Raw genomic sequence first — 23,569 nt, 5'->3', positions numbered from 1 at the left:
AGCTCCTTATTCGGGAATAACCGCGATCACATCGATTTCCATCAGCCACTGCGGCTGGCCCAGGGCCGAGACGACCAGCCCGGTGGAGATCGGAAACACGCCCTTGAGCCACTTGCCGACTTCCTGGTACACCGGCTCGCGGTAGCGCGGGTCGATCAGGTAAGTGGTGGTCTTGACGATATGGCTGAGGTCGCTGCCGGCTTCTTCGAGCAGTTGCTTGACGTTGCGCATGGCCTGTTCCGCCTGGGCGCGTGGGTCGCCGAGCCCGACCAGGTTACCGTCGAAATCGGTGCCGACCTGGCCACGCACGTACACGGTATTGCCGGCGCGCACGGCCTGGCACAGGTCATTGTCCAGGCTCTGGTTGGGGTAGGTTTCCTTGGTGTTGAACATGCGGATGCGAGTGTGGGTAGGCATCTGGAAAACTCCGAAAAATGAGGGGTCAGGCGCTGACAGGTGTTTTGTGAGCCACCGGGGCGGCGTCGCGGTATTCGAGGTATTGGCGCTGGATGGCGATGTGGTCGGCCACGTACTTGGCGTCGTGCCACACGCCCCAGATAAACGACGAGCCGCGACGTGACTGCCAGGGCAAGCCAAGGAAGTAGATTCCGGCCTCGCTGGACACGCCGCGCTGGTGTTGCGGCTTGCCGGCAGCGTCGAATGCGTCGACTTGCAGCCAGCTGTAATCCACGGCAAACCCGGTGGCCCAGATGATCGAGGTGATGCCGGCCTTGGCCAGGTCCAGTTCCAGGATCGGCTGGCGGATGCAGTCTGCATCGGGGAAGACACGGCGCGCCTCAGGTTCCAGCGGCAGGTCCAGGCCGTTGCGCTCGATATAGGCATCGGCGGCGTCCAGCAGGGCCAGGTAATTCTCGTCACCGCGCGCCAGGTTCTCGACCAGATTGGGCTGGAAGGTGGCAACACTGCCGTCGAAGGCTTGGGTCAAGCCGACCAGGGTCATGCCGTGCTGGGCCAACTCGCGAAAATCGATGGTCTTGCCGCCATGGGCGCCGCTCACCGCGATGGTCACGTGCTCGCGGCCAGGCTTCATCGCCGCCTGGTCCCACTCGCCCAGCACGCCCAGCCACCAGCAGAAATCACGGTTGCGGTAAGCGCGCGGCGGGCGGTCGTGGGCGCCGACCGAGAGGTACACCTGGCGACCGGAGCGCTGCAGCTCATCGGCGATCTGTACACCGGACGAGCCAGCGCCCACCACCAGCACGGCGCCGGCCGGCAGTTGCGCGGGGTTGCGGTAGTCGGCGGAATGCAGCTGGTGCAGCGTGGTGTCCTTGGGCGCAATCGCCGGGATCACCGGCTTCTGGAATGGCCCGGTCGCGGCCACCACGCGGTTGGCTTCGATCACGCCTTCGCTGGTGTGCACGGTGAAGCCTGGGCGGCCGACATTGCGCACCACTGAGGTCACGTCCACGCCGGTACGGATCGGCGCGTTGAATTTGCGTGCATAGGCCTCGAAGTAATCCGCCACCCGTTCTTTTGGCGCAAAGCCATCGGCGGCGACGTCATCAAATTCCAGGCCAGGGAAGCGGTCGTGCCAGGCCGGCCCGTTGGCGACCAGCGAATCCCAGCGCCCGGTGCGCCAGCGCTCGGCAATCCGGCTGCGTTCCAGCACCAGGTGGGGCACGCCTTGCTTGCTCAAATGCTCGCTCATGGCCACGCCAGCCTGACCGGCCCCCACCACCAGGGTATCTATTTTTGTTATCGCTACAGTCATGTGTCTGTCCTTCCGTAATGCAGTTGGATTCAGCTCGGGCATGACTTCAAGGCTAGGGGGAGGGCGGTTATTAATAAAATATTATTAAGCTGGGAAGTGAGCATAAATATCGGATGCAGAGCCGTCGCCCGCGGCGTTAACGGGCCTCCTCCTTTCGATGTGGGAGCGGGCTTGCCCGCGATTGCAATCTGCCCGGCGATAGCGTTCCATCTGACTCACCGACAGCGCGGGCACGCCCGCTTCCACAAGGTTTTCGCCATGCCTGACATTCGCGTCATGACCGCGTCCGACTACGACGCCGTGCTTACCCTCATGCAAGACACCCCCGGCATCTCCCTGCGTGATGCCGACTCCCGCGAGGCCACCGAGCGCTACCTGGCGCGCAACCCCGGGATGAGTTTTGTCGCGCAAATCGAAGGCCAATTGATCGCGTGCGTCATGTGCGGCCACGACGGGCGTCGCGGGTATCTGCAGCATTTGCTGGTGCTGCCGGCCTACCGTCGCCAAGGCCTCGCGCAGGCGTTGACCCGGCGCTGCCTTGAGGCGCTGGAACAGTTGGGTATCCACAAATGCCACCTCGACGTGTTCAAGACCAACACCCACGCCGCCCAGTATTGGCAGGGCCAGGGCTGGAAACTGCGCACCGATATCGACCGGTATTCCTTCACGCGCGCGGGCAATGAAAACGCCTAGAACTCGCCGGAATACTTCACCGCTGCCGCTGCCCGCGAGGGTACATCCAAGGTGCGCAGCAGCGACGACACATGGATGCGCACGGTAAACGGCGAGATGTCCAGGGCCTTGGCGATTTCCTTGTTGGTCTTGCCCTGGGCGATCAGGCGCAGCACTTCCTGCTGGCGGGTGGTGAGGGTGTGAGTGTCGAGGGGCAGGAGGCCGGAGGGCGCGAACTTGACCAGTACCTCGCCTTCGCGGATCGCCAGCAGCGCCTGGCCGATCTCGTCGGGGGCGATGTTCTTGCCGATAAACCCGTCGGCGCCCAGGGCCATCACTTGATCGATCAGCGCCGGGTCATCGACCATCGACACCACCACCAGGGTGGTGCGCCGCAGTCGCTGGCGCAGCTCGACCAGCTGGCTCATGCAGGTCAGGCCGGGAAAGCGCAGGTCGAGGATCAGCGTATCGACGTCGTGGCCGTCGCCGATCAGCGCGAGCACCGTGTCCAGGTCGCCGGCCTCTTGCACCACGGCTTCGGGCAGCAAGCGCTGCACGGTGCGCCGCATGCCTTCACGGAACATCGGATGGTCGTCGGCGATGATGATGCGATCGGTCATGGCGTGCTCCTCCCTGGGGCAAGGTTGTGCGCTGGCATGCTACCTTACCACCGCGCCCAGGTTCTGCCTGGGGGGCATGATGGATTTGTTGACTGCCGCACAAGGACGTAACCCATGAGTCTTGAGACCAACTCCGAACTCGACCAGGCCAACCTGCGTATCGTGGTGGCCGCCATTGCTATCGTGTATATCGGCGCGCTGGGCTTCCTGCCCGGACAGTCGCTGGACACCTACCTGCCGGTAATCCTGTACATCGTGCTGTTCCTGCTGGCCTCCATCGTCTTGCGCCAGGTCATCGCGCGCTGGCCCGGGCATTATCCGGCGCGGCGGATTTTCGGCATGCTCCACGACTACACCGGCACCTCGTTCGGCATGGTCATCGGCGGTGAAGCGGCGTTGCCGCTGTATGCGGTGATGGTATGGGTCAACCTCGGCAACGGCATGCGCTATGGCTCGCGCTACCTGGCGATTGCCACGGCATTGGCGTTGCTGGCGTTGTTGGTGGTGTACCGGCTCACGCCGGTATGGCAGGCGCAACCCTTCATGGTGCTGATGCTGATGATCACCAGCACGGTGATCCCGGTGTACGCGCATATCCTCCTGGAACGTACGCGCAAGGCGTCCGAACAAGCCATCGCGGCCAACCTGGAAAAGTCCCGGTTCCTGGCCCAGGCCAGTCATGACCTGCGCCAGCCCATCCACTCCATCGGCCTGTTCACTGCGTGCCTGCGTGAAGCCAGGCTCGGCGATGAAGAGCGGCGGCTGGTGGACAACATCGACCGTTCGCTGCTCAACGTGTCGCAGTTGTTCCGCTCGATCCTCGACCTCTACACCCTCGACAACGGCCGCCTGTTGCCCAAATACCAGGCGATCCACCTAGGTGAATTCCTCGCTGATCTGGTGCGCCAGAACGCCGAGGCGGCGCGTTGGGCCGGCGTGGAATTGCGCCTGCGGCCTTGCGCATACTGGGTGCTGGTCGACCCGGCGCTGTTGGCGACCATGGTGCAGAACGTGCTGTCCAACTGCTTCAAATACGGTGCGCACCGTCCCGTGTTGATCGGCGTGCGCATTCGCGACGGTGGCTTGGCGGTGGAGGTGCATGACCGGGGTCGGGGGATTGCCGAGGAGCATCTGTCAAAGGTCTTCGAAGAGTTTTATCGGGTACGCCACCTGCGTGACAAAGACGTCGAAGGCGTCGGCCTTGGGCTGTCCATCGTCAAGCGCCTGGGGCAGTTGATGGGGGTACACGTGAGCCTGCGTTCACGGGTTGGCCATGGCACGTCCGTGAGCCTCTACGGCCTGACCCTCGCCACCGCACCGCGTGCACCGGCCGCTCGCGACGAAACGCGCCAGGCGGGCCTGCTGACCGGTTTGAAAGTGTGCCTGGTGGAAGATGATCACAACGTCTTGCTCGCCACCCAGGCCCTGCTGGAGCGCTGGGGCTGCGTGGTCCAGGCCGAGTCATCAGGACGCGACCTGGTCAGCGATTGCGACATCATCGTCGCCGACTACGACCTGGGGAATCATGCCACCGGCATCGAATGCATCGATGCCCTGCGCGAGCAACGCGGCTGGGCGGTCCCGGCCCTGATTCTCACCGGGCACGATGTGGAGAAAATCCAGGCCGCCTTGCACGACCGTCAGATCGCCATTCTCTCCAAGCCCGTGCGTCCCGCTGAACTGCGCGGCACCCTGCGGGACTTGAGCCAGGAGACGGTTACTGGGTGAACCCTTGCAGTGCGTTACCGCGTGCGCCCTTGGGCTGGCAGTAAGCGGCGGGCTTCATCAAGCCAAAGCTGGCCACCGTGAACAAGCCACCGCTGGCGCCGCTGGGCACCGAGCAGTTGTACTCGCCGGAGGCAGCGCTGGCGATGTAGTAGGTGGTCATCGAATCGCTGCGCACATTGGAAATACGCTTGACCGGTTCGCCCAGGTTGGTTTCCGAGAGGGTCTTGAGGTGGTCTTCGCTGGGCTTGACGTTGCTGCAGCCGGCGACGCCGATGATCAGGGCGCCGAGCACGGTGAGACGGGTAATGGAGGCGTGCAGTTTCATGGTGATTCTTCCTTGGGTTGTTATGGTTTTTCCAACGCACAACGAACCCGCGCGCAATGAATGCGCGGTGCCTGGGGAACGTTGGAAGTGGCGGCGAATATAGCGCCGCTGGGGGAAGCGGTCGATTAGCACAAGTGTGCTAGTGGCACGATGATTTCATGCAGGGAGATGCACATGCTGGAGATAAAACGCGCCACCCCGGAGCACGCCCAGGTGGCGTTCGACATCCGCTTGCGGGCCATTCGCAGCCAATGCATCGGCGCCTATACGTGCGAGCAAATGCTGCTGTGGACGCGGGGAAAAGCCGAGGACGGCTACGACGCCCTGATGGATCAACCGTTTTACCTGGGCTGGGTCAACGGCGAGGCGGTAGCCACCGGAATGCTCGACCCGCGCAATAACGAAGTGGGCGCGCTGTTCGTGTTGCCCGATTACACCGGCCACGGTTATGGCAAGGCGATGCTGGCGTTTCTGGAAGACTTGGCACGCGAGCTGGACATGACCGCATTGGTCCTGGACTCGACGTTGAATGCGGCCAGTTTCTATCGGGCGTGCGGGTACGTGGGGGATGAGCAGGCGATTTACCATTCGCCGTCCGGTTTGCAGCTGGCATGTATCCCGATGACCAAACAGCTCAGCGCCTGAGACCACACTTTGTAGGGGGCGGCTTGCCGGCAAACAAGCCGGATGACCGACCGCTATCTATGTCTATCGCGTGCCGCGCCAGGTAGGTGCGACGCTGTTTAGTGTGGATTGAGCGCCTGCTTGCGATACACCCCGGCCAATTCCCGCGCCAGCCCGATAAAGTTCTGCAGCGGCGCCGATGGATTGAATGTGCGCCGCACCAGGGTAATCGGCGCCAGCAGCTTCGGCCGCGCGTCCTTGATCCGGCAATACACCACGCTTTCGCGGTGTACGTCGCGCATTGACGCAGGGACTACCGAGATGCCTTCGCCGGCGGCCACCAGGCTGAGATTGGTGAGCATGCGTTCCACTTCAAAGGCGATCTTCGGTTCGAAGCCGCCGTTCTGGCAGGCCTTGATCAGGTTGGCGTACATGCCCGGCGCGCCGGGGCGGCGTACGAGGATGAAGCGTTCATCCTTGAGCGCGTCGAGCGCGATGTCGGTGCCGGGGGCTTTCAGCAATGGGTGGCCGGTGGGCAGCGCCAGCAGCATTGCTTCGTTGAGCAGGCGGTGGAAAGTCAGGCTTTGGTGAGTGCTGACCGGCGCGCGGAGGATGCCGATGTCGATGCGCTTTTCCACGCTGTCCTCGGTCACTTCCCGGGCGCTGCCTTCGTTGATCGACAGCTCCACGCCGGGGTAGCGCTCGCGGTACGCGCGAATGATCCGTGGGATCAGCGGGTGGGCGGCGGCGGAGCTGGTGAAGCCGATCACCAGCGTGCCCTCGATGCCTTGGGCGGCGCGGGACGCCTTGAGCGAGCCTTGTTCGACACGGGCGAGGATGATCCGCGCTTCATCGAGAAACACCAGGCCACCGGCCGTCAAGTCGACGCCCTTGGGGTGGCGCTTGAACAGGTCGAAGCCCAGCTCTTGCTCAAGGGCGCGGATCTGCTGGCTGAGGGGCGGTTGCTGCATGTTCAGGCGCGCAGCGGCACGGGTGAAATGTCGCTCTTCGGCCACCATGATGAAATAGCGTAAATGGCGAAGTTCCATGGTGGTATATCCCGTGACAAGACTTTATTATTTGCGGCCGGCAGCGGCCAGGCGCCCAATATGCCGAAAGCGGCGCGCAGCGACAATAACAATAAATAAAAACAGGCTGGAGTACCGATGCCGATCCGATACGCCAAGAACGCCACCCTGCCTATTTTGATTGCCATCGCACTTGGCATGACGCTGGGCCTGGTGTCTCCAAGCCTGGCGGTTGAAATGAAAGTGTTGAGTGACGGTTTCATCAAGTGCGTCGGCTTATTGATGCCGTTCCTGTTGTTTGTATTGGTGTCCACCGGTGTTGCCGGTATCAAGCGCGCGCCGCAGCACCGCCATGTCGTAAGGCGCATCATTGTGTATTTCCAGTTGATGTCGTGTGCCGCGCTGATGCTGGGCATGGCCACGGGCTGGGTGTTCAACCTCGAGCCCAGCGCAGTCTCGGCGCCGCCGTTACCGCCCGAAAGCTTCCTGCATGAACTGTCGCTGCTGTCGGCGTCCTCCACGCTGTACCGAGTGTTTACCCAGAGCCTGGTGCTGCAAGTGATGTTCGCCGCCGTGCTCTGCGGGCTGCTGCTGGGGCGCGGCAGCAGCCTCGGCAATCGCTGCCTGGGCTGGCTGGAGGCGGGCGTCCAGGGGGTGTTTTTCGTACTGCGGATAGTCTTGAAGTTTGCCCCGCTGGCGGCGTTTGCGGCGATGGCGTTTGTGGTGGGTAAATATGGGATTAGTTCGGTCTTGCCGCTGTTGAAGTTCGTGCTGGTTATATACCTGGTGAGTGCGTTATTTGTGGTTGTGGTATTGGCCTTTATTACGCGTTTAGTTGGAATAAAGCTCACGCGTTTGATGGGTTATTTGAAAGAAGAGTTATTGCTGGTGACATTCACCGGTTCTTCCGTGGCGGCACTTCCCGGTTGCGTGGATAAACTCGAAGCCCTGGGCTGCGATCGCCAATTAGTGCGGCTGGTGTTGACCACCGGCTACACCTTCAACCTGGCCGGGACCAACCTGTACCTGACTACCGCGATCATGTTCCTGGCGCATATGGCCGGGGTCGAGATTGCCCTGCCGGAGCTGCTCGCGGTGCTGCTGATCTGCCTGGTGACGTCACTGGGTTCCACCAGTGTGGCGGGGTCGGCGCTGTTCACCTTGATCGCCACCTTGAACATCCTGCAACTGGTCCCTCTGGAAGGGGTGGGCCTGCTGTTGGGAGTGGAGCGCTTGATGAAGTGCCGCTCGCTGACCAATGTGCTCGGCAACTGCGTGGCGTGCCTGGCGATTTGCGGGTGGCAGAAGTCGATTGATCGTGAAGTGTTGAAACACGCACTGCCCACCCAGTAGGAGCCAGCAAGCCGACTCCTACTGGTGAGGGGTCAGCCTTTGGTATTGGCCAGTTTGTCGAAGGCCTTGTCGAGGTTGCCTTCTGCACTTTGCAGCTTCTCACGCCGCTCCTTCAGCCACTGCTGATCCGCTTCCAGCGTCTTGCGCGCCTCCACCAGCATGCGCTTGACCTCCTGCGGCTGCGGGCCGCCGGTGCCTTTGCGGGTTTGGACCATGGTGGTCGGCGACAACGCCGCGCGAAAACCGGCCTCGTCCAGCGGCAAGGTGTTGGGAGTCCACTTGTACTTGTCCGCTGCCTGGCTATACAGCTTTTGTGCGTCGGCGTAAGGGAAGGTCTTCGGCGTGGTGCCGTTGCTGCGTGCTTCGGTGACGATCAGCGAGGCAAAGCTGTGACCAATACGGAACGGCACCTTGTATTGACGCTCCAGGGTGTCGGCCAGCTCCATCGACGTGGTCCACTCCGATTCCAGTTCTTCCAGGGCCCGCTGCGGGTTGATCTGCAGCGCGTCGAGCACTGCGTCCATGGCCTGGAACATCTCCTTGGTCGATCGGAACACGCCCAATGAGTCGAACGCGAACTTGTAGTCGGTCATGCCAGTGGTGACGTTATGCGCGCGCAAGGTCACGGCCTGGGCCAGGCCGACCACGTCCGAGGCGGTCTCCCGCGCCCGCATCAGCAAGCCTGGGTTGCGTTTTTGCGGCATGGCGCTGCTGGTATAGGTGGCTTCTTCATCGAGCAGCAGCCACGGGCGGATCTGGTGATACTGGGTGTGGATGTCGCCGATCATGGCGCCGACACGAATCGCCGAGGACGACGCCAGGTTGGCTGCTTCGATCGGGATGTCGTAGGTCGACACCTGGCTCGAATCCAGCGAGTTCTCGCGCACGCCATCAAACCCCAGCAGTTCGGCCAGGCGCTCGCGGTTCAGCGGGTAGGCCGAGTTTGCCAACACCGCGGTGCCCATCGGGCTCTTGTTCAAGCGTGTGTACAGTTCGCGGATGCGCTGGCCATCGCGGTCAAACGCGGCCTCGAATGCCAGCAGGTAGTGGGCATAGCTGATCGGCATGGCCTGCACGCCGTTGGTGTAGGCGGGCACCAGGGTGTCGACGTTCTTGTCGGCAATGTTCAGCAGGCGCAGGCGCGTGGCGTTGAGTGCCTCGCTATAGGCCAGCACCTGGCTGCGCAACGCGGCCAGGCGGTAGGTGGCGAGCATGTCCTGGCGGCTGCGCCCGGAGTGGATCAGCGAGGCCTCGGGACCGATCTTGTCGGTCATGATCTTTTCCAGTTGCAGCACGTCGCTGGGGCGCGTGCCGCCGGGCTGATCGGCCTGGGCAATGGCGTAGCGCACACCGCCGGCGATCTTCTGGCCCATGTCCGGCTTGACGATGCCTTCTTCGGTGAGCATCACGATCGAGGCTTTGTTGATGCGATTCAGCCAGGCGAATTGCGTCTGGGTCGGATCGGCCTTGGCCTTGTGTTCGGTTTGCGAGCTGTCGGGCGTGGCGCCGACTTTCGCCGCCTGGGCCGCGCATTGTTCGGTGGTAGTACACGGCAATTCGCCGGTGTTGGCCGCCTGGGCGCCGAAGCTGTTGAAGAGGGCGAAAGCCACCGCCAGAGGCAGCAGGCTTTTCAGGGCGCGGGGGGATGTGTTCACAGGAATACCCGATTTATTTTTGGAATTGGGGGCCAGCCGGGCGCAGGGCACAGGCGGCAGGATCAGGCTATCGGGTCTGTTTGCAGATTGAAAATATATAGTAAGTGTTGAAGGCAGAGGTTTTAGGTATGGCGTTGGGAGGGTTTGCGGGGAATGAAGGGGGTTGCTGGGGGAGGGGGCGTAGTGGTGAATGAGGTTGTTGTAGGGAGAGGGCTGTTGTGTTGAATAAGATTGTTGTGGTGAGCGGGGGCTGTTGTGGTGAATGAGATTGTTGTGGTGAGCGGGGGCTATTGTGGTGAGCGGGCTTGCCCCGCGTTGGGGCGCGCAGCGGCCCCAGGCATGCACTGCGGTTCTTCAGGTGGATTTGGCTTGTCAAGTTTCAGGGCTGCTGCGCAGCCCAACGCGGGGCAAGCCCGCTCGCCACAAAAATCTGGTGCTGCCCAGAAAACCCAGCGGCAACAGATCAATGCATCTTGCTATGGTCCATCCCATCCAGGCCGCGTGCGGTGGCCTTGACTTCAATGGCTTGTTTCTCACCCTTGGCGTTTTTCACCGTGAGGGTCAGCGGCACCTGGTCGCCTTCCTTGATCTGGCTGGTCAGGCCCATCAGCATCACGTGATAACCATCCGGGTCGAGCTTGACGGCCTTGCCCGCCGGCAGGGCGACGGAATCCACCGGGCCCATGCGCATCACGTCATCCTTCATGCTCATTTCATGGATCTGCACGTCCTTGGCCGCAGGCGTTGCGACGCTCAGCAACTGGCTGTCGCTGTCGGCGGTCAGGGTCATGAACGCGCCGCTGGACGGCTGGCCCGGTACCGAGGCGCGTACCCATGCGTCGGTGACCAGTACCTGGGCGCTGGCGTGCGCTGCGAGGCCCAGCAGGGACAGGCCGATCAGGGTGCGCTTGAGGTGTTGAACGGCAGTCATTAGCAGACCTCCATGACGGTGAGCAGGTCTTCTGCGCACTCTTTAGCGTTAAGGGATGCCTGCAGGCCCAGGCGCAGGTTGCCGCGTGTGTCGAACACGAAACTGGTGGCCGTGTGAGACAGCGTGTAGGTGTCGCCTGCGGGGATCTTTTCATAAAAGATCCCGAACTCCTTGGCGGCCACGGCGATTTCTTCCGGGGTGCCATACAGCGCTTCGAAGCTGGGGTCGAAGGCTTTCACGTACTTGTCGAGAATCTCCGGGGTGTCGCGTTCCGGATCCAGGGTGATAAAGATCACCTGCATGATCTCGCCGTCGCGGCCCATCAGCTTCTTGGCCTGGGCGGCGCGGGCGAGGGTGGTCGGGCACACGGCCGGGCACTGGGTGAAGCCGAAGAACACCACCGGCATCAGGCCACGGTAGGAGCTGAGGGTGACGGTGTCGCCCTCGGTGTTCTTGAGCTTGAAGGTGCGGCCCATGATCTTGTCGCTCAAGTCCTTGCCGTACTTGAAGTTCAACCTGGGGCTGTTGTCACAACCGGCCAGCAGGCCCAGACCCAGCAGGCCCATGCCGGTCAGGACCTTGCGGCGGGTAAATAACGTACTCATCAACTGTGCATCCTGTGAAACGCCTGCATTGCTCTGGATCTACACATCAGGCTTTGAGGGCGCCAAGTCTACCAACCCTGGGAAGCGCACGTAATCTGCGACGTTCTGCCACAGGGGCATGCGGTGCTTCATCCTTTTGCTGCTCTGATGGTAGAGTCGCCGCCATGAAATCGAGCCATCCCGCCCGTCCGCTGATCGTCTGGACCCTGTACTTCTGCGTGCTGATGAACCTGTTCGCGTGCGGTTTGGGGCATGGCCAGATGCTCGGCCAGCAACTCAACGGGATCGGCGGGGCGTTCTGTTCGGTGGACGGTAGCCAGGCGCCACTTTCCGACAAAGGGTTGGGCAGCCCGTCTTCCAGCAACATCTCGAACTACTTTGCCTGCCCGGTGTGCAACGCCGTCACCGTTGCGCTGGTGTTCCTGATTGGTCTCGCCTGGCTGTTGGGCCTGGCGCAAACCCCGCGTCCGGCGCATGAGCGGCGCAACAAGGCGCCACCGCGTTATTCCTGGCCCTCGGCCAACCCCCGCGCTTCCCCGACTTTCTGACGTGTGCCTTGGGCTCCCTGTAACCAGGGGGCGTTCTATCGTCACGACTGAGAGTGCGTTTCATGAACCACCTGTTGCCTGCCGGCGCCAGCCGCCTGGTCCGCAAGGCGTCGCGTCGCCTGCGCGCGGAACCTGTGCAGCCTGACTACCCGAGCAATTCCCGTTGTTTCGTACACCTGGATGCGCGCCTGTTGCCGTATTGGCACAGCGTGTTCGACATCTGCCCGGCGCTGCTCAAGCTCGACCCACCCGAGGGCCTGAACCTGTTTCGCAGCTTCATGACCTGGGCTTACCGCAACCAGCCAGCGCAGGACTGGACCTATCACCTGAACATCGGTCGCTGGCTGCTGGGCTCGCCGTATCGCACGCAGATCGACGATGAGCCGATCGAAGCCTTCATGGCCGCCGCCGCAGCGCGCTGGATCAATACCGACGACAGCCCGGCACAGGGTGTGATCCTGGCCTGGCAAGGTTCGACCGTACTGGAGTGGAAGGGCACCCCGCGAGCGACCGTCGAGCCGCCGCGCACGCCGGTGCCGGCGGGGGACTTTGTCTGGGGCTCACTGGACACGCGGGGCGAATTCAGCGGCTGGTTGCCGGTGCCGTAAGGTGCTGGCGAATCCACGCGTCGACGTCGGTCACGGCGATGCCGTGCCGGGCGTTGAACGTGACGGCGGGGTCCCAGGCCACGCCGTTGCCCTGGGCGAACACCGCGCGGTACTTCTTCAGGTTGTCGTCGGGGCTGCTGGCGAGGTCGGCCAGTAGCGCCGGCACCGACCAGGGTTCGCGCTGGAGCTGGATGCCCAAGGCGGCGTCGACGGTGTCGGCCAACTGCCCGTAGGTCAGGGTGTCGCCAGCGGTGTACACCACCTGGTTGGCGATGGCGGGTTCAGCGAGCACGATCTGCGCCGTCAGCCGGCCGATGTCCTCGGGCGTGGTGACGGTGACGGCTGTGTCCCAATCGCCCAGGGCATGCACGGTGTTTTGCGCGAGGTCGACCACGCCAAACGACGGCTCGAACAGAAAGCTGGTGAACATCCCGGTGGAGATGATCAGCCACTGGGTGGTCTGTTGGCCGCGCAGCAGGTCGCGCACGTCCAGTTGCTCGTCGAACAGGTCCTGCGGGCTGCCACGGCCGATCACGTCGTAGTCCACGCCAAATTGCCACGGCACATAGCGCTTGACCCCACTGCGGATCGCCGCCTGTGCCAACTTGCGTTGGGTGCCTGGGCCTGCGGCAAATCCGATGCAACTGATCACCGTGTCGAACGGCGCGAACAGCGCGGCGAGCGTGTCCTGGCTATCGTTCTGCAGATCGCCGGCCAATGGCTCGACGCCCAGCTCACTCAAGCCATTCGCGGTAGCCGACTGCGCACGCAACAGCACGGCGATGCGGGTGCCCTGCGGCGCCAGGGCGACCAGTTCGCGCAGCACGGCCATGCCCAGTTCACCGGCTCCGAGCACCAGGATGGAAGGGGAAGTCATAGGGTTCTCCGTCAACAGTGAAAGTCGTGGCATGCTTGCAGAATTAAACGCCGCGCATAAGAAGGCACACGCGTGATACCGAGAGCCCCCCATGGATAACGACGAAATCATCCGTCGCTCGCAGGCCGCCTGCGACGCCCTCAGCGCCGACGATGACGGCCTCAAGCGCGAGGTGTTGAGCCACGCCGGCAACCGCTGGTCATTGGGCATCGTGCACGTGCTCGGCGTGTCCGGTCGCCTGCGCCATGCCGAGATCGGTCGACGCATGACGGGCGTCACCCAGCGCATGTTGACCCGCACCTTGCGCCAGTTGGAACGCGACGGCCTGGTGCTGCGCCATGACTTTCAGGAAGTGCCGCCAAGGGTCGAATACGCGTTGTCGCCCCTCGGCACGCAGTTGTTGGTGCACATGATTCCGCTGTGGACCTGGGTGGTGGAAAACGGCGAGGCGTTTCGCCAGGCGCGGGAGCAGTTTGATCAGGCTTGATCGGGAAACAGCCGGGCAGACGCGAGCGGAGGCAGGCCTGGATTGTTACGCAAACTGAAAAAGTGATTGGCGGTTTTGGCGGCTGTTTCTGTGCCGCTCAACTCTATACCGTGCGCGCTCCCGTTGAATGCGGCACCGACCCGACTGACAAAGAACAGGGTTGGGCCGTGACGGGGTCGCCTCAATCACTTCTCGGAGCCTTCATGAAGCACACCACTTGCCTGGCGCTCGCCGTGTCCATCGGCGCGGCGCAGCAGGCGGCTGCCGCCGGTTTTATCGATGACAGCAAAGCCAGCCTCGACCTGCGTAATTTCTACTACAACCAGGACACCCGTAATGCCAGGGGCGGCTCGGACAAGGAGTGGGGCCAGGCCTTCATGTTCAACTACCAGTCCGGTTTCACCGAGGGCGTGGTCGGCCTGGGCCTGGACCTGCAACAATGGTATGGCCTGCGCCTGGACGCGTCGGGCCGCGCCGGCAAGGCCGGTGCATACAACACTCCTGGCAGCGTTTTCCCCCTGGACGACGGCAAGGCCTCACATGACTTCAGCAAGACTGGCGTCACCGGCAAAATGCGCATCGCCCAGACTCAATTGAAAGTCGGCAGCCTGATGCCCAAGCTGCCGGTTTTGACCACCGAAGACGGGCGCCTGCTGCCCCAGACCTTTCGTGGCTATCAGCTGGATTCCAAGGACTTCAAGGATTTCAACCTGGTTGCCGGCAAGCTTGAGCAGGTTGTCGACCGCAATTCCAGCAACGGCCAGGGCATGTCGATTGCCGGTGCCAATGACCCGATCAAAGGCAAATCCAGCAACCAGTTCTATTACGGCGGGATTGATTACAGCGTTACCAAGCAGCTGCAGCTGCAGTACTACTACGCCAACCTGGAGAATTTCTACCAGCAGCACTTCCTCGGCCTGGTGCACAACTGGCAGTTGCCGGTGGGACAATTCAAGAGCGACCTGCGCTATTTCTACAGCACCGCTGATGGCAAGAATGGCAGCGCGGCGGGGCGCAGCGAAGGATATGTCAGCTCGGGTTACTACGCGCCGGGCATCAACACGGGCAAGGTCGACAACCGCTTGTGGAGCGCACTGTTCACCTATGGTCTGAGCGGGCACGCGTTGAGCCTTGGCTACCAGAAAACCACGGGCGAAAGTGACTTCCCGCATATCAACCAAGGTCAGGGCCGCTCGCTCTACCTGATCACCAATTCGCAGTCACTGAAGTTCGTGAATGCCGGCGAGCAGGCGACGGTGGGCAGCTATGCCTATGACTTTGCCGGCCTGGGCATTCCTGGCCTGCGTTCAAGCGTGACCTATATCCACGGCAGCCATATCCGTACCGCCGGCCGCAATAACAGCGAATGGGAACGCGACCTGCGCCTGGATTATGTGATTCCCAACGGCACGTTGAAGGGCCTGGGGTTTACCTGGCGCAGTGCGGTGCTGCGCGGGAATGACACCGCAGACAAAGATGAAACGCGCCTGATTGTCAGCTACAGCATCCCGCTGATGTAGAGCGTCAACTGCCGGTATGCGGGGTTTTCTTTTTCGTCGCCTTGCTGCTGGGCTGTTTGTGCGGCGCAGGGCTCGGCGAGGCTTTTTCCTTGGGAGCAGTCTCGGTTTTTTTGTCGCTGTCTGACGGGCTGCTGGGGTAGGTGCCCGGAGGCAGGGCGGAGCCGGCGGCGCTGCTGTCGCTCAGCGTATTCGGTGACGGCGCGGTGTCGTCGCCGAAGGCGGCGAAGGCCGGACTGGCCAGCAGGGCCGACAGGCCGATAATAAGCAAAATCCTTTGGGACATTCTGGTCTTCATGACGCGATCCCCTTGTTGCTCTGATCATGACTGAAGCCCGAAAAATCCGGGCTTCAGTACTGCTTCAATCAAGACTTCTTGCCGCCACCGGAGCTGTGCGCCCCGCCTTTTTTGCCGGCTTCAGAAGCCTTTTCGCGGTCATTGGCAAAGTTGCCGCCCGAACCTTGACCGCCGCTTTTTTTCTGCGTTTCGGGCTTGGCTTTGCCGCCTGCACCCGTGGTGGTTTTTCCGCTGGTAGCCATTTTCAAATCCCTCATCAATGAGTGAATCAATGGTGTCGCTTAATTGGGAATACTCAACCGAAAGCAAAGTTTGAAAAAGTTCGCGGCCATGCGACGAATGGACGTTACGCCGCGAGCGGCTTGGCGCCCATGGATTTCTTGTGCGCCGCTTTCATCGCTTCCATTTCAGCGCCGAGTTCTTCCAGCACCGCCTTGCCCAGCAGCTTTCTGGCCTGGGGGAACATCTCGGTTTCCTCTTCTTCGATGTGGTGTTCCAGCAGTTCCTTGACCACTTTGACGCGCCCGGAGAACTCGGTGGTGGATGGCTCGGTCTGCTTCAGGTCGGGCAGCACCAGGGCGTCGACCGTGCGATGCTCTTCCTTGGCTTCGTGGTACATGATGTCTTGCTCCTTGCCGCCGGCTTTGCGGAAGGCCGGGTAGAGGATCTCTTCCTCAAGCTTGGTGTGCAGGCTGATCTCCATCTCGAGTTTGGCCAGCAGCTCGGTGCGCTTCTTGACGCCGCGTTCGGTGGACTCGCTCAGTTGGGTCAGCAACGCCTTGACGCGTTCGTGGTCAGCCTTGAGAAGGTCGATGGCATTCATGGTGGAACCTCACGGATAGCAAGCGGGCGCGTCGAAGTGCGCGCCTCGTCCGGTAGGTAGTGCATCAGTTATACCAACTTGAACGTATTTATAAATACGTTATTAATCAGTCGTTTATGTCATGAGTGTCAGTGTGGCGGTCGTGCAGCTTGCATGGTCGGGCAAGGTTTGTGTTGCATTACGCCGTCCTTAGCCGCCGCTGACTTTCCAATGCTTGATGTCTTCGGCGAACACCACCTGCTTGACCTCATGGGCAATTCCGTAGGCGAGCGATTCGTGCGCGGCAATGACCTTTTCCTCGGCTGACAGGCACTTGAAAATATCCAGCTGGGTGTCGGCCTGGGACGTCTCCAGTTCATAGATTTTCACGTAGCGGGCGAGGTCGTTATCCAGGCTCGACAGGTACTCGCGCAGCCGTTGGTGGTCCACCGAACTCTGGCTGAAGTACCAGTTCATCGGATGGATCAGAAAGCGCGAATGCGGCGTGGTGATACGCCGGTTCGCTGCCAGGAACATGATGATGCCCATGGATTCGATATTGCCCGCGTTGATCGCGCAGAGTGGCACCGGCAGCGCCTTGAGGAAGGTGTAGAGGGTAAACCCGAAGTTGGTGCTGCCGCCGGTGGTCGACAGGTTCAGCAGCAGCGAACTGGCGCCTTCGTCGATCGCATCCAGGCAGCAGTCGCGAAAACGCTCGGTGGTGCCTTGGTCGATCTGGCAGTGAAAGTGGATAACATGCTCGGTCATCCTGAACCTCCGGAATTCAGTGCAAGAGGGGTGACTGAGGTTGAGTCTAGAAGGTTGCCCGCGATGTGCCCGGGTGCAAATCGGATGGAACCCTCGGGCCAGATGCTTGACCTAATGCATAGACCTCAGGAGGTGAACCATGCAAATAGAATATATCTGGATCGCGTTGGCGGTGATTTTGCTGCTGTTGGAATTGTGGGCGATCAACGTCGTATTGCGCAGCACCGGTGGCTGGGAGACCAAGGGGCTGTGGGTGGTAGTGCTGATTTTCGTGCCGCTGTTGGGGCTGATTGCCTGGGCGATGTTTGGTCCCAAGCGAGAGATGGCGCAGCAGCGCAGAAGCTAAGGTCCACAGGTAAAAAAAACAGGCGCCGAGAGGCGCCTGTTTGCGTTTCAGCCCATCGCTATCAACCCGCCATGGCCTTGGCGATGGCTTGGTTGAATGCCGGCAAGTCATCCGGTGTACGCGAGGTAATCAAGGTCCAGCCATTGGCCTTGCACTCCTTGACCTCGGCATCCACCCAGCCGGCGGCACCGGCGTTTTCCAGGTCGATGCGCACGCTTTTGTAGGAAGTCAGCGTCTTGCCCTTGATCACGCCGGCGTCGATCAGCGCCCATGGGCCGTGACAGATCGCGGCCACGGTCTTGCCGGCCTTGACGAAGTCGTTGATCACCCGCAGCGCCGCGGCATCCTGGCGCAGGGTGTCGGCGTTGACGGTGCCGCCAGGGATGACCAGCGCATCGAATTCGCTGCTGACCACGTCCGACAGTTGCACGTCGGATTCCACCGTCTTGTCTTTCTCGGTATCGCCGACAAACGTCTGGGTGGTGCCGCCCTTGCTGGATGCGTGGGTTACGGTGGCGCCGAACCCGCGCAGCGCTTCCAGCGGCTTGACCAGCTCGTCGCGCTCGATGCCGGTGTTGGAGGTGATGATCAGGATGTGCTTGCCGTTGAGTTGCGCGCTCATGGTCGAGGGTCTCCTTGGGTCAGGGGTAGATTAATGGTCGTGTTTGGCTTGCAGTTCCTTGGCCATTTTCAAATGAGCTTCAAGGGTCGGCAGGGTCTTGGTGGCGAAGGCTTTCAGCTCGGCGTTGTCCGAGGAAGCGGCTTCTTTCTGGAACAGTTCGACAGTTTTTTCATGGGCCGCCACCTGGTTGTTGGCGTAGGCCTTGTCGAACGATTCATCGCGCAGTTCGAGGATGGCTTTCTTGGCCTTGTCGGTCAGCGCGGCATCGTCCGGCACTTCGATATCGAGTTTTTTCGCCAGGGCCGCCAGTTCCTGGTTGGCCTTGGTGTGGTCGGTGACCATGTGCTGGGCAAAGGTTTTCACATCGGCCGAGCTGCTTTTTTCGAGGGCGAGTTTGCCGGCCTCGACTTCAGTGATGCCGCCTTGTGCCGCGTCTTCTACGAAGCTGTTGGACGTCGCGGCCATGGCCGTGGAAATCGAGCCGGCAACCAGCACGAAAGTCAGGCCCATTTGTTTGATCAGTTGCGTGGTCATGGTGGATCTCCTTGAACATGGCGGGATGCCGTTACCTGAGTGTTGAGCCGGCCCAACTGCAAAAGGTTTAAATTAATTCGCGCTTTTCTCACCAGCGGGCATGGCTGGCAAATTCCTTGAACTATCGAAATCCGTTGGCCTCTGCTGCACAGGTGCGTGCGATTTTCTTGCACGCCTTCAACTGCCAGGAGAGACACCGTGACCGATCACAAGACCGCCGATAAAACCCCTGACCCCATCAGCTCCGAACAGGCGCAGAAAGGTGCCGGCACCGCCGCCAAGGGCGAGACGCTGGAGCGCCCGAACCCCAAGACCGAAACCGTCGACAAGGTGCTCACGCCGACCTCGATCAAGGACACCGAGCGTCAGACCGATGCGATCAACGAGCAGGCCGCCAAGGCCGAGCGCAAGCTGGGCCGCTGAACATGGCCAAGGCAATTTCCGCGTCGGAACTGGGGATTGATCTCAAGCCTGCGGATGACGCCAGCCTGTTCAAATGGTTTGTCGCCAGTTTCCTGATGGGCAAGCGCATCCAGGCGCCCATCGCGGCACAGGCCTATAAGGTGATCGTCGAAGAGCAGGGCCGCGACACGCCTCGCAAGTTGCAGCACTGCACATCGCGTGAGCTGGTCTCGATGCTCGGGCGTGCGCATTACGTGCGTTATGACGAGAGCACCGCGCAGCGCCTGCTCGACCTCAGCGCCAAGCTAAACGCCGAATACGCTGGCAAGATCACCCACATGCGCAGTGCCAGCAAAGACCGCCAGGCGTTCGAAAAACGCCTGGGGGAATTTGACGGCGTGGGGCCCAAGACCATTGAGATTTTCATGCGCGATGCGGCTGAGGTGCTGTTTTGACAGCAGCTCTGTATGTGGGGTGCGCCGGTTGGAGTTTGCCCCGTGAACAATGGTCTGCATTTGAGGGGGAAGGTACGCACCTTCAGCGTTATGCCTCGCGCCTGAAGGCAGTTGAAATCAACAGTTCGTTCTATCGTCCTCACTTGCCCAAGACTTACCAGCGTTGGGCACAGTCCGTGCCAGCCACCTTTCGTTTTTCGGTCAAGGTACCCAAGCGCATTACCCACGAACTGCGCTTGCAGCACTGCGAAACAGTACTGGATGAGTTTCTTCAGCAATGCCTGCAATTGGGTGAAACCTTAGGCTGCCTGCTAGTGCAACTGCCCCCTTCGCTGCGCTATGAGCCCACTGTCGCCGCGACGTTTTTTCGCGCCCTGCGACAACGCTATGCGGGCGTGGTGGTGCTGGAGCCGCGTCATGCCAGCTGGCTTGAGGCTGAAGCATTGTTGCAGGACCTGCACATTGGGCGCGTGGCTGCAGATCCCCCGGTCATCGACACCGGTGAGGCACCGGGCGGTTGGCAGGGCGTGCGCTATTGGCGTCTGCATGGGTCGCCACGTATCTATCACAGCGCATATGGGCCGGAACGGCTCCGGGCCTATTTGCAGCAGTTGAGAGCCTCTGTCGAAGAGGGTATTTGCACCTGGTGCATCTTCGATAACACCGCCAGTGGTCATGCGTTGGCGGATGCACTGTACCTACTCGACCTCCACCTGCAGCACTTCCAGGCCTAACCGTTGGTACGCTTCGACGCTCGGCACGTGCCACTCGGTGATCAATGTGTGGATACGTTCACACGGCCCCACCACAAACGGCTCCACCGCACCGAGCTTGTCGGCCATGGTCACCGCCACCACGTGCGAGGCGCTGTCGAGCAGGGCTTGTTTGACCGCCACTTCATCAAAATGCAGCGAGCTGATACCCACCTGCGGATGCAGTGCGCATACGCCGGTGAACAGCAGGTCGGCCTTGACGCTCTGGATCAGGCGCACGGCGTCCTGGCCCGTGGTGGACAAGGTCGCCGGGTTGAGTTGGCCACCGGCCAGGATCACCTTCACTTCGGGATGATCGGCCAGCGCGATGGCTATCATCGGCGACGGCGTGACTACGGTCAGGCGGATCGAGCGCGGCAACGACTGGGCAATCTGCAGTGTGGTGGAGCCGGAATCGAACAACACGATCTGGCCATCTTCCACCAGGTTGGCGGCCCGGTGGGCAAGGTGACGCTTGGCGTCGTTGGTCTCGCCGACCCGGGTGAAGAAGTCCTTGCCGGTGTCCTTGGGCCGGGGCAGGGCGCCACCGTGCACGCGTTGCAGAAGGCCAGCAGCCGCGAGTTCGCCGAGGTCGCGGCGGATGGTGTCCTGGGACACGGCGAAATGCTCTACCAGGTCGGCGGCGGTGACTTTGCCATCGCGCTCGAGCAGCAACAGGATCTTTTGTTTGCGCAACGAAGGCAGGTCAATGGCTTGATGAGTGGTGTGCATGTTTTTGCGCTTTTTTGCGGGTTTGTGCGAGATTAGTCTCCTGCCCATCTAAACGCAATGGCTGGTTGCGCAGCCGATGGGCGGTTACTCTCTGTGTTCAGTTCAGGGAGAGGTGACCTAGATGTCGTTGATTACAACCATCGAAGATTTACGCAAGCTGGCGCAAAAACGTGTCCCACGGATGTTCTACGATTACGCCGATTCCGGCTCCTGGACTGAGAGCACCTACCGGGCGAATGAAAGCGATTTTGCGCGGATCAAATTCCGCCAGCGGGTTGCGCGCAATATCGATGAGCGCTCGATCCGCGCCCGCATGATCGGCCAGGACATGGCCATGCCAGTCGCCCTCGCACCCACCGGCCTGGCCGGTATGCAGCATGCCGATGGCGAGATTCTCACCGCTCGCGCCGCCGCCGCGTTTGGCCTGCGCTACACCTTGTCGACCATGAGCATCTGCTCGCTGGAAGATATCGCCGAACACGTCGGCCAGCCATTCTGGTTCCAACTGTATGTGATGCGTGATCGCGCGTTTGTCGAGCAATTGATCGAGCGCGCCAAGGCCGCTGGCGTGGATGCACTGGTGCTGACCCTCGACCTGCAGATCCTCGGCCAACGCCACAAGGATCTGATCAACGGACTGTCGGCGCCGCCCAAGCTGACCCTGCCGAATATCCTCAACATGGCGACCAAACCGCGCTGGGTAATGGGCATGCTCGGCACCCAGCGGCGCGGCTTCGGCAATATTGTCGGGCATGTGAAGGGTGTGGCGGACATGAGTTCGTTGTCGTCGTGGACCGCCCAGCAATTCGACCCGCGCCTGAGCTGGGACGATGTGGAGTGGATCAAGAAGTGCTGGGGCGGCAAGCTGATCATCAAGGGCATCCTCGATGTAGAGGATGCGCGCCTGGCGGCGGATTCGGGTGCCGATGCACTGGTGGTGAGCAACCACGGTGGCCGTCAGCTGGACGGTGCGCCGTCGAGCATCAGCCAGTTACCGGCGATTGTCGACGCGGTAGGCGAGCGCATCGAAGTGTGGCTCGACGGCGGCATTCGCTCCGGCCAGGACGTGCTCAAGGCGATGGCATTGGGCGCCAAGGGCACCATGATCGGTCGCCCGCACCTGTATGGCCTGGGCGCGATGGGCGAGGCAGGCGTGACCAAGGCACTCCAGATCATTGCGCGTGAGCTGGACGTGTCGATGGCGTTGTGCGGCTATAACGATATACGCGATGTGAATCGCGAGATTTTGTTGCCCGGTACATTTCCCGAAAACGTTTACTGAGCAAAAAAATCGTAAAAAAATAAAAAGAGTTGTCCACGAAAACCGTGGGTATCTCTGTGGATAACTTTGCGAAGGCCCGGCAGGGTTGGTGATTTAACCCTCGGTTAATATTTGATCAACTTTCGACGCGGGCCAGTATGGGCAGGGTTTGCGCTTGACACGCAAGCGCGAACCCAGTGCCGAAAAGCGCTTTTATGAGTCGCCGTTGCGCGCTGTGGAGTGGGTGACAACCTGCGGCGGCATCTTCGCTTGCATCAGGCTGTCGAGTGCCTGGCCATAATTGCGACCGGCCAGGCTCATGCTGTTGTTGTGCGTGGCGCCGGGCACCAGCAACAGCCGTTTGGGTTCCTGGGCGGCTTCGAACAACTGCTGGCTGAAACGCGGCGGCACGTATTGATCGGCCAGCCCGTGGACCACCAGCAGGGGCATATGGATAGCGGCGATCTTGTCGATGGAATCGAACTTCTGCGACAGCAGCCAGCGTACCGGCAACGAGGTATTCGCCACCGCCGTGGCCACATCCGCCAGGGAGGTGAAGGTCGATTCAATCACCAGCCCGCGCACCGGCAACGGCGTTTGCTTGCCCAGTTCGGCGGCCAGGTCGATGGCCACCGCGCCGCCCAGGGAATGTCCGTAGATCAGGCGTTTGCTCGGGTCCGGTTGCAGCACCTGGAAACGCTCCCACGCGATGCGGGCGTCTTCGTACACGGTGGTTTCCGATGGCAGCTCGCCGTGGCTTTGGCCAAACCCGCGATAGTCGATGGCCAGCACCGAGTAGCCGAGGGCGTGCAACTGCTCAATGCGAAACAACTGCCCGGTCAGGTTCCAGCGTACGCCGTGCAGGTAGAGGATCGCCGGCGCGTCGGCCTTGGCCGCCGGGTACCACCAACCATGGATGTTCTGCCCGGACTTGAAACTGGCAGGCTTGAGTTCGAACTCCTGCACTGCCTTGGGCAAACCGCTGTACCAGCTGGCAGTCCCCGGCTCTATGCGAAACACCAGCTCGCGCTCCTTGTGTTGCAGCACGGCACACCCCACCGGCAGGCCGACGATCAGCAGCGCCATGCACAGCAGGGGAAACCAGCGCAGGCCCAGGCGAGACAGAAAACGAGAAGACATGAAGGTTCCAGGACAAAGGTGAAGCACGGGTTTTACCAGATGGCCCGCGCAGGCAGGAATTAATTCGACAGCCGTCCACGACGATTGCTTGCAAAGTGTTACAGCATTGAATTACCCCTGCACCGGTTGTTAGGGTGGGCGGCTACA

At 61.4% G+C, this 23,569-nt stretch carries 29 protein-coding genes and 1 pseudogene; 13 read left to right on the top strand and 17 right to left on the bottom strand.

Annotation, left to right across the window (positions count from 1 at the left end):
• Positions 1-6: 6 nt before the first annotated feature.
• Together AC07OJ_RS06290 and AC07OJ_RS06285 are read right to left on the bottom strand one after the other, a co-directional pair.
• The gene (locus AC07OJ_RS06290; RefSeq protein ID WP_010171793.1) at positions 7-417 is read right to left on the bottom strand and encodes a RidA family protein; all 411 of its coding nucleotides are present in this window, start codon (positions 415-417) and stop codon (positions 7-9) included.
• A gap of 25 nt (positions 418-442) precedes the next feature.
• On the bottom strand, positions 443-1,774 hold the full coding sequence (locus AC07OJ_RS06285; protein WP_495094218.1) for a flavin-containing monooxygenase: 1,332 nt from the start codon (positions 1,772-1,774) through the stop codon (positions 443-445).
• Positions 1,775-1,990: 216 nt separating this feature from the next.
• Between AC07OJ_RS06285 and AC07OJ_RS06280 the strand changes: the two genes are divergently transcribed.
• On the top strand, positions 1,991-2,425 hold the full coding sequence (locus AC07OJ_RS06280) for a GNAT family N-acetyltransferase (RefSeq protein ID WP_495094217.1): 435 nt from the start codon (positions 1,991-1,993) through the stop codon (positions 2,423-2,425).
• Here the strand turns inward: AC07OJ_RS06280 and AC07OJ_RS06275 are convergent.
• A complete protein-coding gene (locus AC07OJ_RS06275; protein ID WP_106803541.1) occupies positions 2,422-3,024 on the bottom strand; it encodes a LuxR C-terminal-related transcriptional regulator in 603 nt (200 codons plus the stop codon). The genes AC07OJ_RS06280 and AC07OJ_RS06275 overlap by 4 nt on opposite strands.
• A 114-nt stretch (positions 3,025-3,138) precedes the next feature.
• Here AC07OJ_RS06275 and AC07OJ_RS06270 point away from each other — a divergent pair, with 114 nt between their 5' ends.
• Positions 3,139-4,752 (top strand): ATP-binding response regulator, encoded by a 1,614-nt coding sequence (locus AC07OJ_RS06270; RefSeq protein WP_065907650.1) that lies wholly within the window; start codon positions 3,139-3,141, stop codon positions 4,750-4,752.
• On the opposite strand, the gene AC07OJ_RS06265 is transcribed toward AC07OJ_RS06270, so the two are convergent.
• The gene (locus AC07OJ_RS06265; RefSeq protein ID WP_495094216.1) at positions 4,742-5,077 is read right to left on the bottom strand and encodes a hypothetical protein; all 336 of its coding nucleotides are present in this window, start codon (positions 5,075-5,077) and stop codon (positions 4,742-4,744) included. The two genes, AC07OJ_RS06270 and AC07OJ_RS06265, sit on opposite strands and share 11 nt — an antisense overlap.
• Before the next feature lie 174 nt (positions 5,078-5,251).
• Between AC07OJ_RS06265 and AC07OJ_RS06260 the strand changes: the two genes are divergently transcribed.
• Positions 5,252-5,722: a GNAT family N-acetyltransferase gene (locus AC07OJ_RS06260; RefSeq protein WP_495094215.1), complete on the top strand. Its 471-nt coding sequence runs from the start codon at positions 5,252-5,254 to the stop codon at positions 5,720-5,722.
• A gap of 98 nt (positions 5,723-5,820) precedes the next feature.
• On the opposite strand, the gene AC07OJ_RS06255 is transcribed toward AC07OJ_RS06260, so the two are convergent.
• On the bottom strand, positions 5,821-6,750 hold the full coding sequence (locus AC07OJ_RS06255; protein WP_201145032.1) for a LysR family transcriptional regulator: 930 nt from the start codon (positions 6,748-6,750) through the stop codon (positions 5,821-5,823).
• A 117-nt stretch (positions 6,751-6,867) separates the two neighbouring features.
• Here AC07OJ_RS06255 and AC07OJ_RS06250 point away from each other — a divergent pair, with 117 nt between their 5' ends.
• Positions 6,868-8,082 carry a cation:dicarboxylate symporter family transporter gene (locus tag AC07OJ_RS06250; protein ID WP_495094214.1) on the top strand — a complete coding sequence of 405 codons (1,215 nt, stop codon included), beginning with the start codon at positions 6,868-6,870 and terminating at the stop codon, positions 8,080-8,082.
• A 32-nt stretch (positions 8,083-8,114) separates the two neighbouring features.
• Here AC07OJ_RS06250 and AC07OJ_RS06245 read toward each other — a convergent pair whose 3' ends face one another.
• The 3 genes from AC07OJ_RS06245 to AC07OJ_RS06235 form a co-directional block, all read right to left on the bottom strand.
• Positions 8,115-9,737, bottom strand: coding sequence for an argininosuccinate lyase (locus AC07OJ_RS06245; protein WP_106803546.1), 1,623 nt, complete (start codon positions 9,735-9,737; stop codon positions 8,115-8,117).
• 463 nt (positions 9,738-10,200) lie between these two features.
• On the bottom strand, positions 10,201-10,668 hold the full coding sequence (locus AC07OJ_RS06240; protein WP_065907662.1) for a copper chaperone PCu(A)C: 468 nt from the start codon (positions 10,666-10,668) through the stop codon (positions 10,201-10,203).
• On the bottom strand, positions 10,668-11,273 hold the full coding sequence (locus AC07OJ_RS06235; protein ID WP_065907664.1) for an SCO family protein: 606 nt from the start codon (positions 11,271-11,273) through the stop codon (positions 10,668-10,670). Before AC07OJ_RS06235 ends, AC07OJ_RS06240 begins: the two co-directional genes overlap by 1 nt.
• 164 nt (positions 11,274-11,437) lie before the next feature.
• Here AC07OJ_RS06235 and AC07OJ_RS06230 point away from each other — a divergent pair, with 164 nt between their 5' ends.
• Both AC07OJ_RS06230 and AC07OJ_RS06225 read left to right on the top strand, forming a co-directional pair.
• Positions 11,438-11,821 carry a DUF2946 domain-containing protein gene (locus AC07OJ_RS06230; RefSeq protein ID WP_065907665.1) on the top strand — a complete coding sequence of 128 codons (384 nt, stop codon included), beginning with the start codon at positions 11,438-11,440 and terminating at the stop codon, positions 11,819-11,821.
• Between the two features lie 62 nt (positions 11,822-11,883).
• Positions 11,884-12,429, top strand: coding sequence for a putative natural product biosynthesis protein (locus tag AC07OJ_RS06225; protein WP_065907667.1), 546 nt, complete (start codon positions 11,884-11,886; stop codon positions 12,427-12,429).
• On the opposite strand, the gene AC07OJ_RS06220 is transcribed toward AC07OJ_RS06225, so the two are convergent.
• Positions 12,404-13,306 (bottom strand): aromatic alcohol reductase, encoded by a 903-nt coding sequence (locus AC07OJ_RS06220; RefSeq protein WP_495094213.1) that lies wholly within the window; start codon positions 13,304-13,306, stop codon positions 12,404-12,406. The genes AC07OJ_RS06225 and AC07OJ_RS06220 overlap by 26 nt on opposite strands.
• Positions 13,307-13,397: 91 nt before the next feature.
• On the opposite strand from AC07OJ_RS06220, the gene AC07OJ_RS06215 reads away from it, so the two are divergent.
• Together AC07OJ_RS06215 and AC07OJ_RS06210 are read left to right on the top strand one after the other, a co-directional pair.
• On the top strand, positions 13,398-13,793 hold the full coding sequence (locus AC07OJ_RS06215) for a winged helix-turn-helix transcriptional regulator (RefSeq protein WP_065907670.1): 396 nt from the start codon (positions 13,398-13,400) through the stop codon (positions 13,791-13,793).
• Positions 13,794-13,996: 203 nt separating this feature from the next.
• Complete coding sequence (locus tag AC07OJ_RS06210; protein ID WP_495094212.1) at positions 13,997-15,313, top strand: OprD family outer membrane porin; 1,317 nt, start codon at positions 13,997-13,999, stop codon at positions 15,311-15,313.
• Between the two features lie 4 nt (positions 15,314-15,317).
• On the opposite strand, the gene AC07OJ_RS06205 is transcribed toward AC07OJ_RS06210, so the two are convergent.
• From AC07OJ_RS06205 to AC07OJ_RS06190, 4 genes and pseudogenes are all read right to left on the bottom strand, one after another.
• Positions 15,318-15,596: a hypothetical protein gene (locus tag AC07OJ_RS06205; protein ID WP_495094211.1), complete on the bottom strand. Its 279-nt coding sequence runs from the start codon at positions 15,594-15,596 to the stop codon at positions 15,318-15,320.
• Between the two features lie 80 nt (positions 15,597-15,676).
• Positions 15,677-15,787, bottom strand: a pseudogene (locus AC07OJ_RS06200) (con-10 family general stress protein); the annotation flags it as partial.
• Between the two features lie 167 nt (positions 15,788-15,954).
• Positions 15,955-16,431 (bottom strand): PA2171 family ribosome-binding persister protein, encoded by a 477-nt coding sequence (locus AC07OJ_RS06195; protein WP_065907677.1) that lies wholly within the window; start codon positions 16,429-16,431, stop codon positions 15,955-15,957.
• Between the two features lie 189 nt (positions 16,432-16,620).
• A complete protein-coding gene (locus AC07OJ_RS06190) occupies positions 16,621-17,178 on the bottom strand; it encodes an ATP-dependent Clp protease proteolytic subunit (RefSeq protein ID WP_065907679.1) in 558 nt (185 codons plus the stop codon).
• 139 nt (positions 17,179-17,317) lie between these two features.
• On the opposite strand from AC07OJ_RS06190, the gene AC07OJ_RS06185 reads away from it, so the two are divergent.
• Positions 17,318-17,524, top strand: coding sequence for a PLDc N-terminal domain-containing protein (locus tag AC07OJ_RS06185; RefSeq protein ID WP_065907680.1), 207 nt, complete (start codon positions 17,318-17,320; stop codon positions 17,522-17,524).
• 61 nt (positions 17,525-17,585) lie between these two features.
• On the opposite strand, the gene AC07OJ_RS06180 is transcribed toward AC07OJ_RS06185, so the two are convergent.
• Both AC07OJ_RS06180 and AC07OJ_RS06175 read right to left on the bottom strand, forming a co-directional pair.
• Positions 17,586-18,146 (bottom strand): type 1 glutamine amidotransferase domain-containing protein, encoded by a 561-nt coding sequence (locus tag AC07OJ_RS06180; protein WP_495094210.1) that lies wholly within the window; start codon positions 18,144-18,146, stop codon positions 17,586-17,588.
• Positions 18,147-18,176: 30 nt separating this feature from the next.
• Positions 18,177-18,680, bottom strand: coding sequence for a DUF4142 domain-containing protein (locus tag AC07OJ_RS06175; protein WP_065907683.1), 504 nt, complete (start codon positions 18,678-18,680; stop codon positions 18,177-18,179).
• A gap of 198 nt (positions 18,681-18,878) precedes the next feature.
• Here AC07OJ_RS06175 and AC07OJ_RS06170 point away from each other — a divergent pair, with 198 nt between their 5' ends.
• Genes AC07OJ_RS06170 through AC07OJ_RS06160 form a run of 3 tightly spaced genes read left to right on the top strand, consistent with a single transcriptional unit; the run spans position 18,879 to position 20,271 of the window.
• Positions 18,879-19,103 carry a hypothetical protein gene (locus AC07OJ_RS06170; RefSeq protein ID WP_495094209.1) on the top strand — a complete coding sequence of 75 codons (225 nt, stop codon included), beginning with the start codon at positions 18,879-18,881 and terminating at the stop codon, positions 19,101-19,103.
• Between the two features lie 2 nt (positions 19,104-19,105).
• Positions 19,106-19,537: a DNA methylase gene (locus tag AC07OJ_RS06165; RefSeq protein ID WP_495094208.1), complete on the top strand. Its 432-nt coding sequence runs from the start codon at positions 19,106-19,108 to the stop codon at positions 19,535-19,537.
• Positions 19,534-20,271 (top strand): DUF72 domain-containing protein, encoded by a 738-nt coding sequence (locus tag AC07OJ_RS06160; protein ID WP_495094207.1) that lies wholly within the window; start codon positions 19,534-19,536, stop codon positions 20,269-20,271. Before AC07OJ_RS06165 ends, AC07OJ_RS06160 begins: the two co-directional genes overlap by 4 nt.
• On the opposite strand, the gene AC07OJ_RS06155 is transcribed toward AC07OJ_RS06160, so the two are convergent.
• Entirely contained in the window at positions 20,236-21,021 is a 786-nt protein-coding gene (locus tag AC07OJ_RS06155) for a DeoR/GlpR family DNA-binding transcription regulator (protein WP_065907687.1), read from the bottom strand. The genes AC07OJ_RS06160 and AC07OJ_RS06155 overlap by 36 nt on opposite strands.
• A gap of 121 nt (positions 21,022-21,142) precedes the next feature.
• On the opposite strand from AC07OJ_RS06155, the gene AC07OJ_RS06150 reads away from it, so the two are divergent.
• A complete protein-coding gene (locus AC07OJ_RS06150) occupies positions 21,143-22,303 on the top strand; it encodes an alpha-hydroxy acid oxidase (RefSeq protein WP_495094206.1) in 1,161 nt (386 codons plus the stop codon).
• A gap of 192 nt (positions 22,304-22,495) precedes the next feature.
• Here AC07OJ_RS06150 and AC07OJ_RS06145 read toward each other — a convergent pair whose 3' ends face one another.
• On the bottom strand, positions 22,496-23,422 hold the full coding sequence (locus AC07OJ_RS06145) for an alpha/beta hydrolase (RefSeq protein WP_065907690.1): 927 nt from the start codon (positions 23,420-23,422) through the stop codon (positions 22,496-22,498).
• Positions 23,423-23,569: the final 147 nt, after the last annotated feature.

The sequence above is a fragment of the Pseudomonas sp. GW821-FHT09C08 genome, from assembly GCF_059418125.1.
This window is presented reverse-complemented; position numbering and strand designations above follow the sequence as displayed.

Coding starts and splice junctions, on each gene's coding strand:
- AC07OJ_RS06290 (WP_010171793.1), bottom strand. CDS start 417: ATGCCTACCCACACTCGCATCCGCATGTTCAACACCAAGGAAACCTAC.
- AC07OJ_RS06285 (WP_495094218.1), bottom strand. CDS start 1,774: ATGCCCGAGCTGAATCCAACTGCATTACGGAAGGACAGACACATGACT.
- AC07OJ_RS06280 (WP_495094217.1), top strand. CDS start 1,991: ATGCCTGACATTCGCGTCATGACCGCGTCCGACTACGACGCCGTGCTT.
- AC07OJ_RS06275 (WP_106803541.1), bottom strand. CDS start 3,024: ATGACCGATCGCATCATCATCGCCGACGACCATCCGATGTTCCGTGAA.
- AC07OJ_RS06270 (WP_065907650.1), top strand. CDS start 3,139: ATGAGTCTTGAGACCAACTCCGAACTCGACCAGGCCAACCTGCGTATC.
- AC07OJ_RS06265 (WP_495094216.1), bottom strand. CDS start 5,077: ATGAAACTGCACGCCTCCATTACCCGTCTCACCGTGCTCGGCGCCCTG.
- AC07OJ_RS06260 (WP_495094215.1), top strand. CDS start 5,252: ATGCTGGAGATAAAACGCGCCACCCCGGAGCACGCCCAGGTGGCGTTC.
- AC07OJ_RS06255 (WP_201145032.1), bottom strand. CDS start 6,750: ATGGAACTTCGCCATTTACGCTATTTCATCATGGTGGCCGAAGAGCGA.
- AC07OJ_RS06250 (WP_495094214.1), top strand. CDS start 6,868: ATGCCGATCCGATACGCCAAGAACGCCACCCTGCCTATTTTGATTGCC.
- AC07OJ_RS06240 (WP_065907662.1), bottom strand. CDS start 10,668: ATGACTGCCGTTCAACACCTCAAGCGCACCCTGATCGGCCTGTCCCTG.
- AC07OJ_RS06235 (WP_065907664.1), bottom strand. CDS start 11,273: ATGAGTACGTTATTTACCCGCCGCAAGGTCCTGACCGGCATGGGCCTG.
- AC07OJ_RS06230 (WP_065907665.1), top strand. CDS start 11,438: ATGAAATCGAGCCATCCCGCCCGTCCGCTGATCGTCTGGACCCTGTAC.
- AC07OJ_RS06225 (WP_065907667.1), top strand. CDS start 11,884: ATGAACCACCTGTTGCCTGCCGGCGCCAGCCGCCTGGTCCGCAAGGCG.
- AC07OJ_RS06220 (WP_495094213.1), bottom strand. CDS start 13,306: ATGACTTCCCCTTCCATCCTGGTGCTCGGAGCCGGTGAACTGGGCATG.
- AC07OJ_RS06215 (WP_065907670.1), top strand. CDS start 13,398: ATGGATAACGACGAAATCATCCGTCGCTCGCAGGCCGCCTGCGACGCC.
- AC07OJ_RS06210 (WP_495094212.1), top strand. CDS start 13,997: ATGAAGCACACCACTTGCCTGGCGCTCGCCGTGTCCATCGGCGCGGCG.
- AC07OJ_RS06205 (WP_495094211.1), bottom strand. CDS start 15,596: ATGTCCCAAAGGATTTTGCTTATTATCGGCCTGTCGGCCCTGCTGGCC.
- AC07OJ_RS06195 (WP_065907677.1), bottom strand. CDS start 16,431: ATGAATGCCATCGACCTTCTCAAGGCTGACCACGAACGCGTCAAGGCG.
- AC07OJ_RS06190 (WP_065907679.1), bottom strand. CDS start 17,178: ATGACCGAGCATGTTATCCACTTTCACTGCCAGATCGACCAAGGCACC.
- AC07OJ_RS06185 (WP_065907680.1), top strand. CDS start 17,318: ATGCAAATAGAATATATCTGGATCGCGTTGGCGGTGATTTTGCTGCTG.
- AC07OJ_RS06180 (WP_495094210.1), bottom strand. CDS start 18,146: ATGAGCGCGCAACTCAACGGCAAGCACATCCTGATCATCACCTCCAAC.
- AC07OJ_RS06175 (WP_065907683.1), bottom strand. CDS start 18,680: ATGACCACGCAACTGATCAAACAAATGGGCCTGACTTTCGTGCTGGTT.
- AC07OJ_RS06165 (WP_495094208.1), top strand. CDS start 19,106: ATGGCCAAGGCAATTTCCGCGTCGGAACTGGGGATTGATCTCAAGCCT.
- AC07OJ_RS06155 (WP_065907687.1), bottom strand. CDS start 21,021: ATGCACACCACTCATCAAGCCATTGACCTGCCTTCGTTGCGCAAACAA.
- AC07OJ_RS06150 (WP_495094206.1), top strand. CDS start 21,143: ATGTCGTTGATTACAACCATCGAAGATTTACGCAAGCTGGCGCAAAAA.
- AC07OJ_RS06145 (WP_065907690.1), bottom strand. CDS start 23,422: ATGTCTTCTCGTTTTCTGTCTCGCCTGGGCCTGCGCTGGTTTCCCCTG.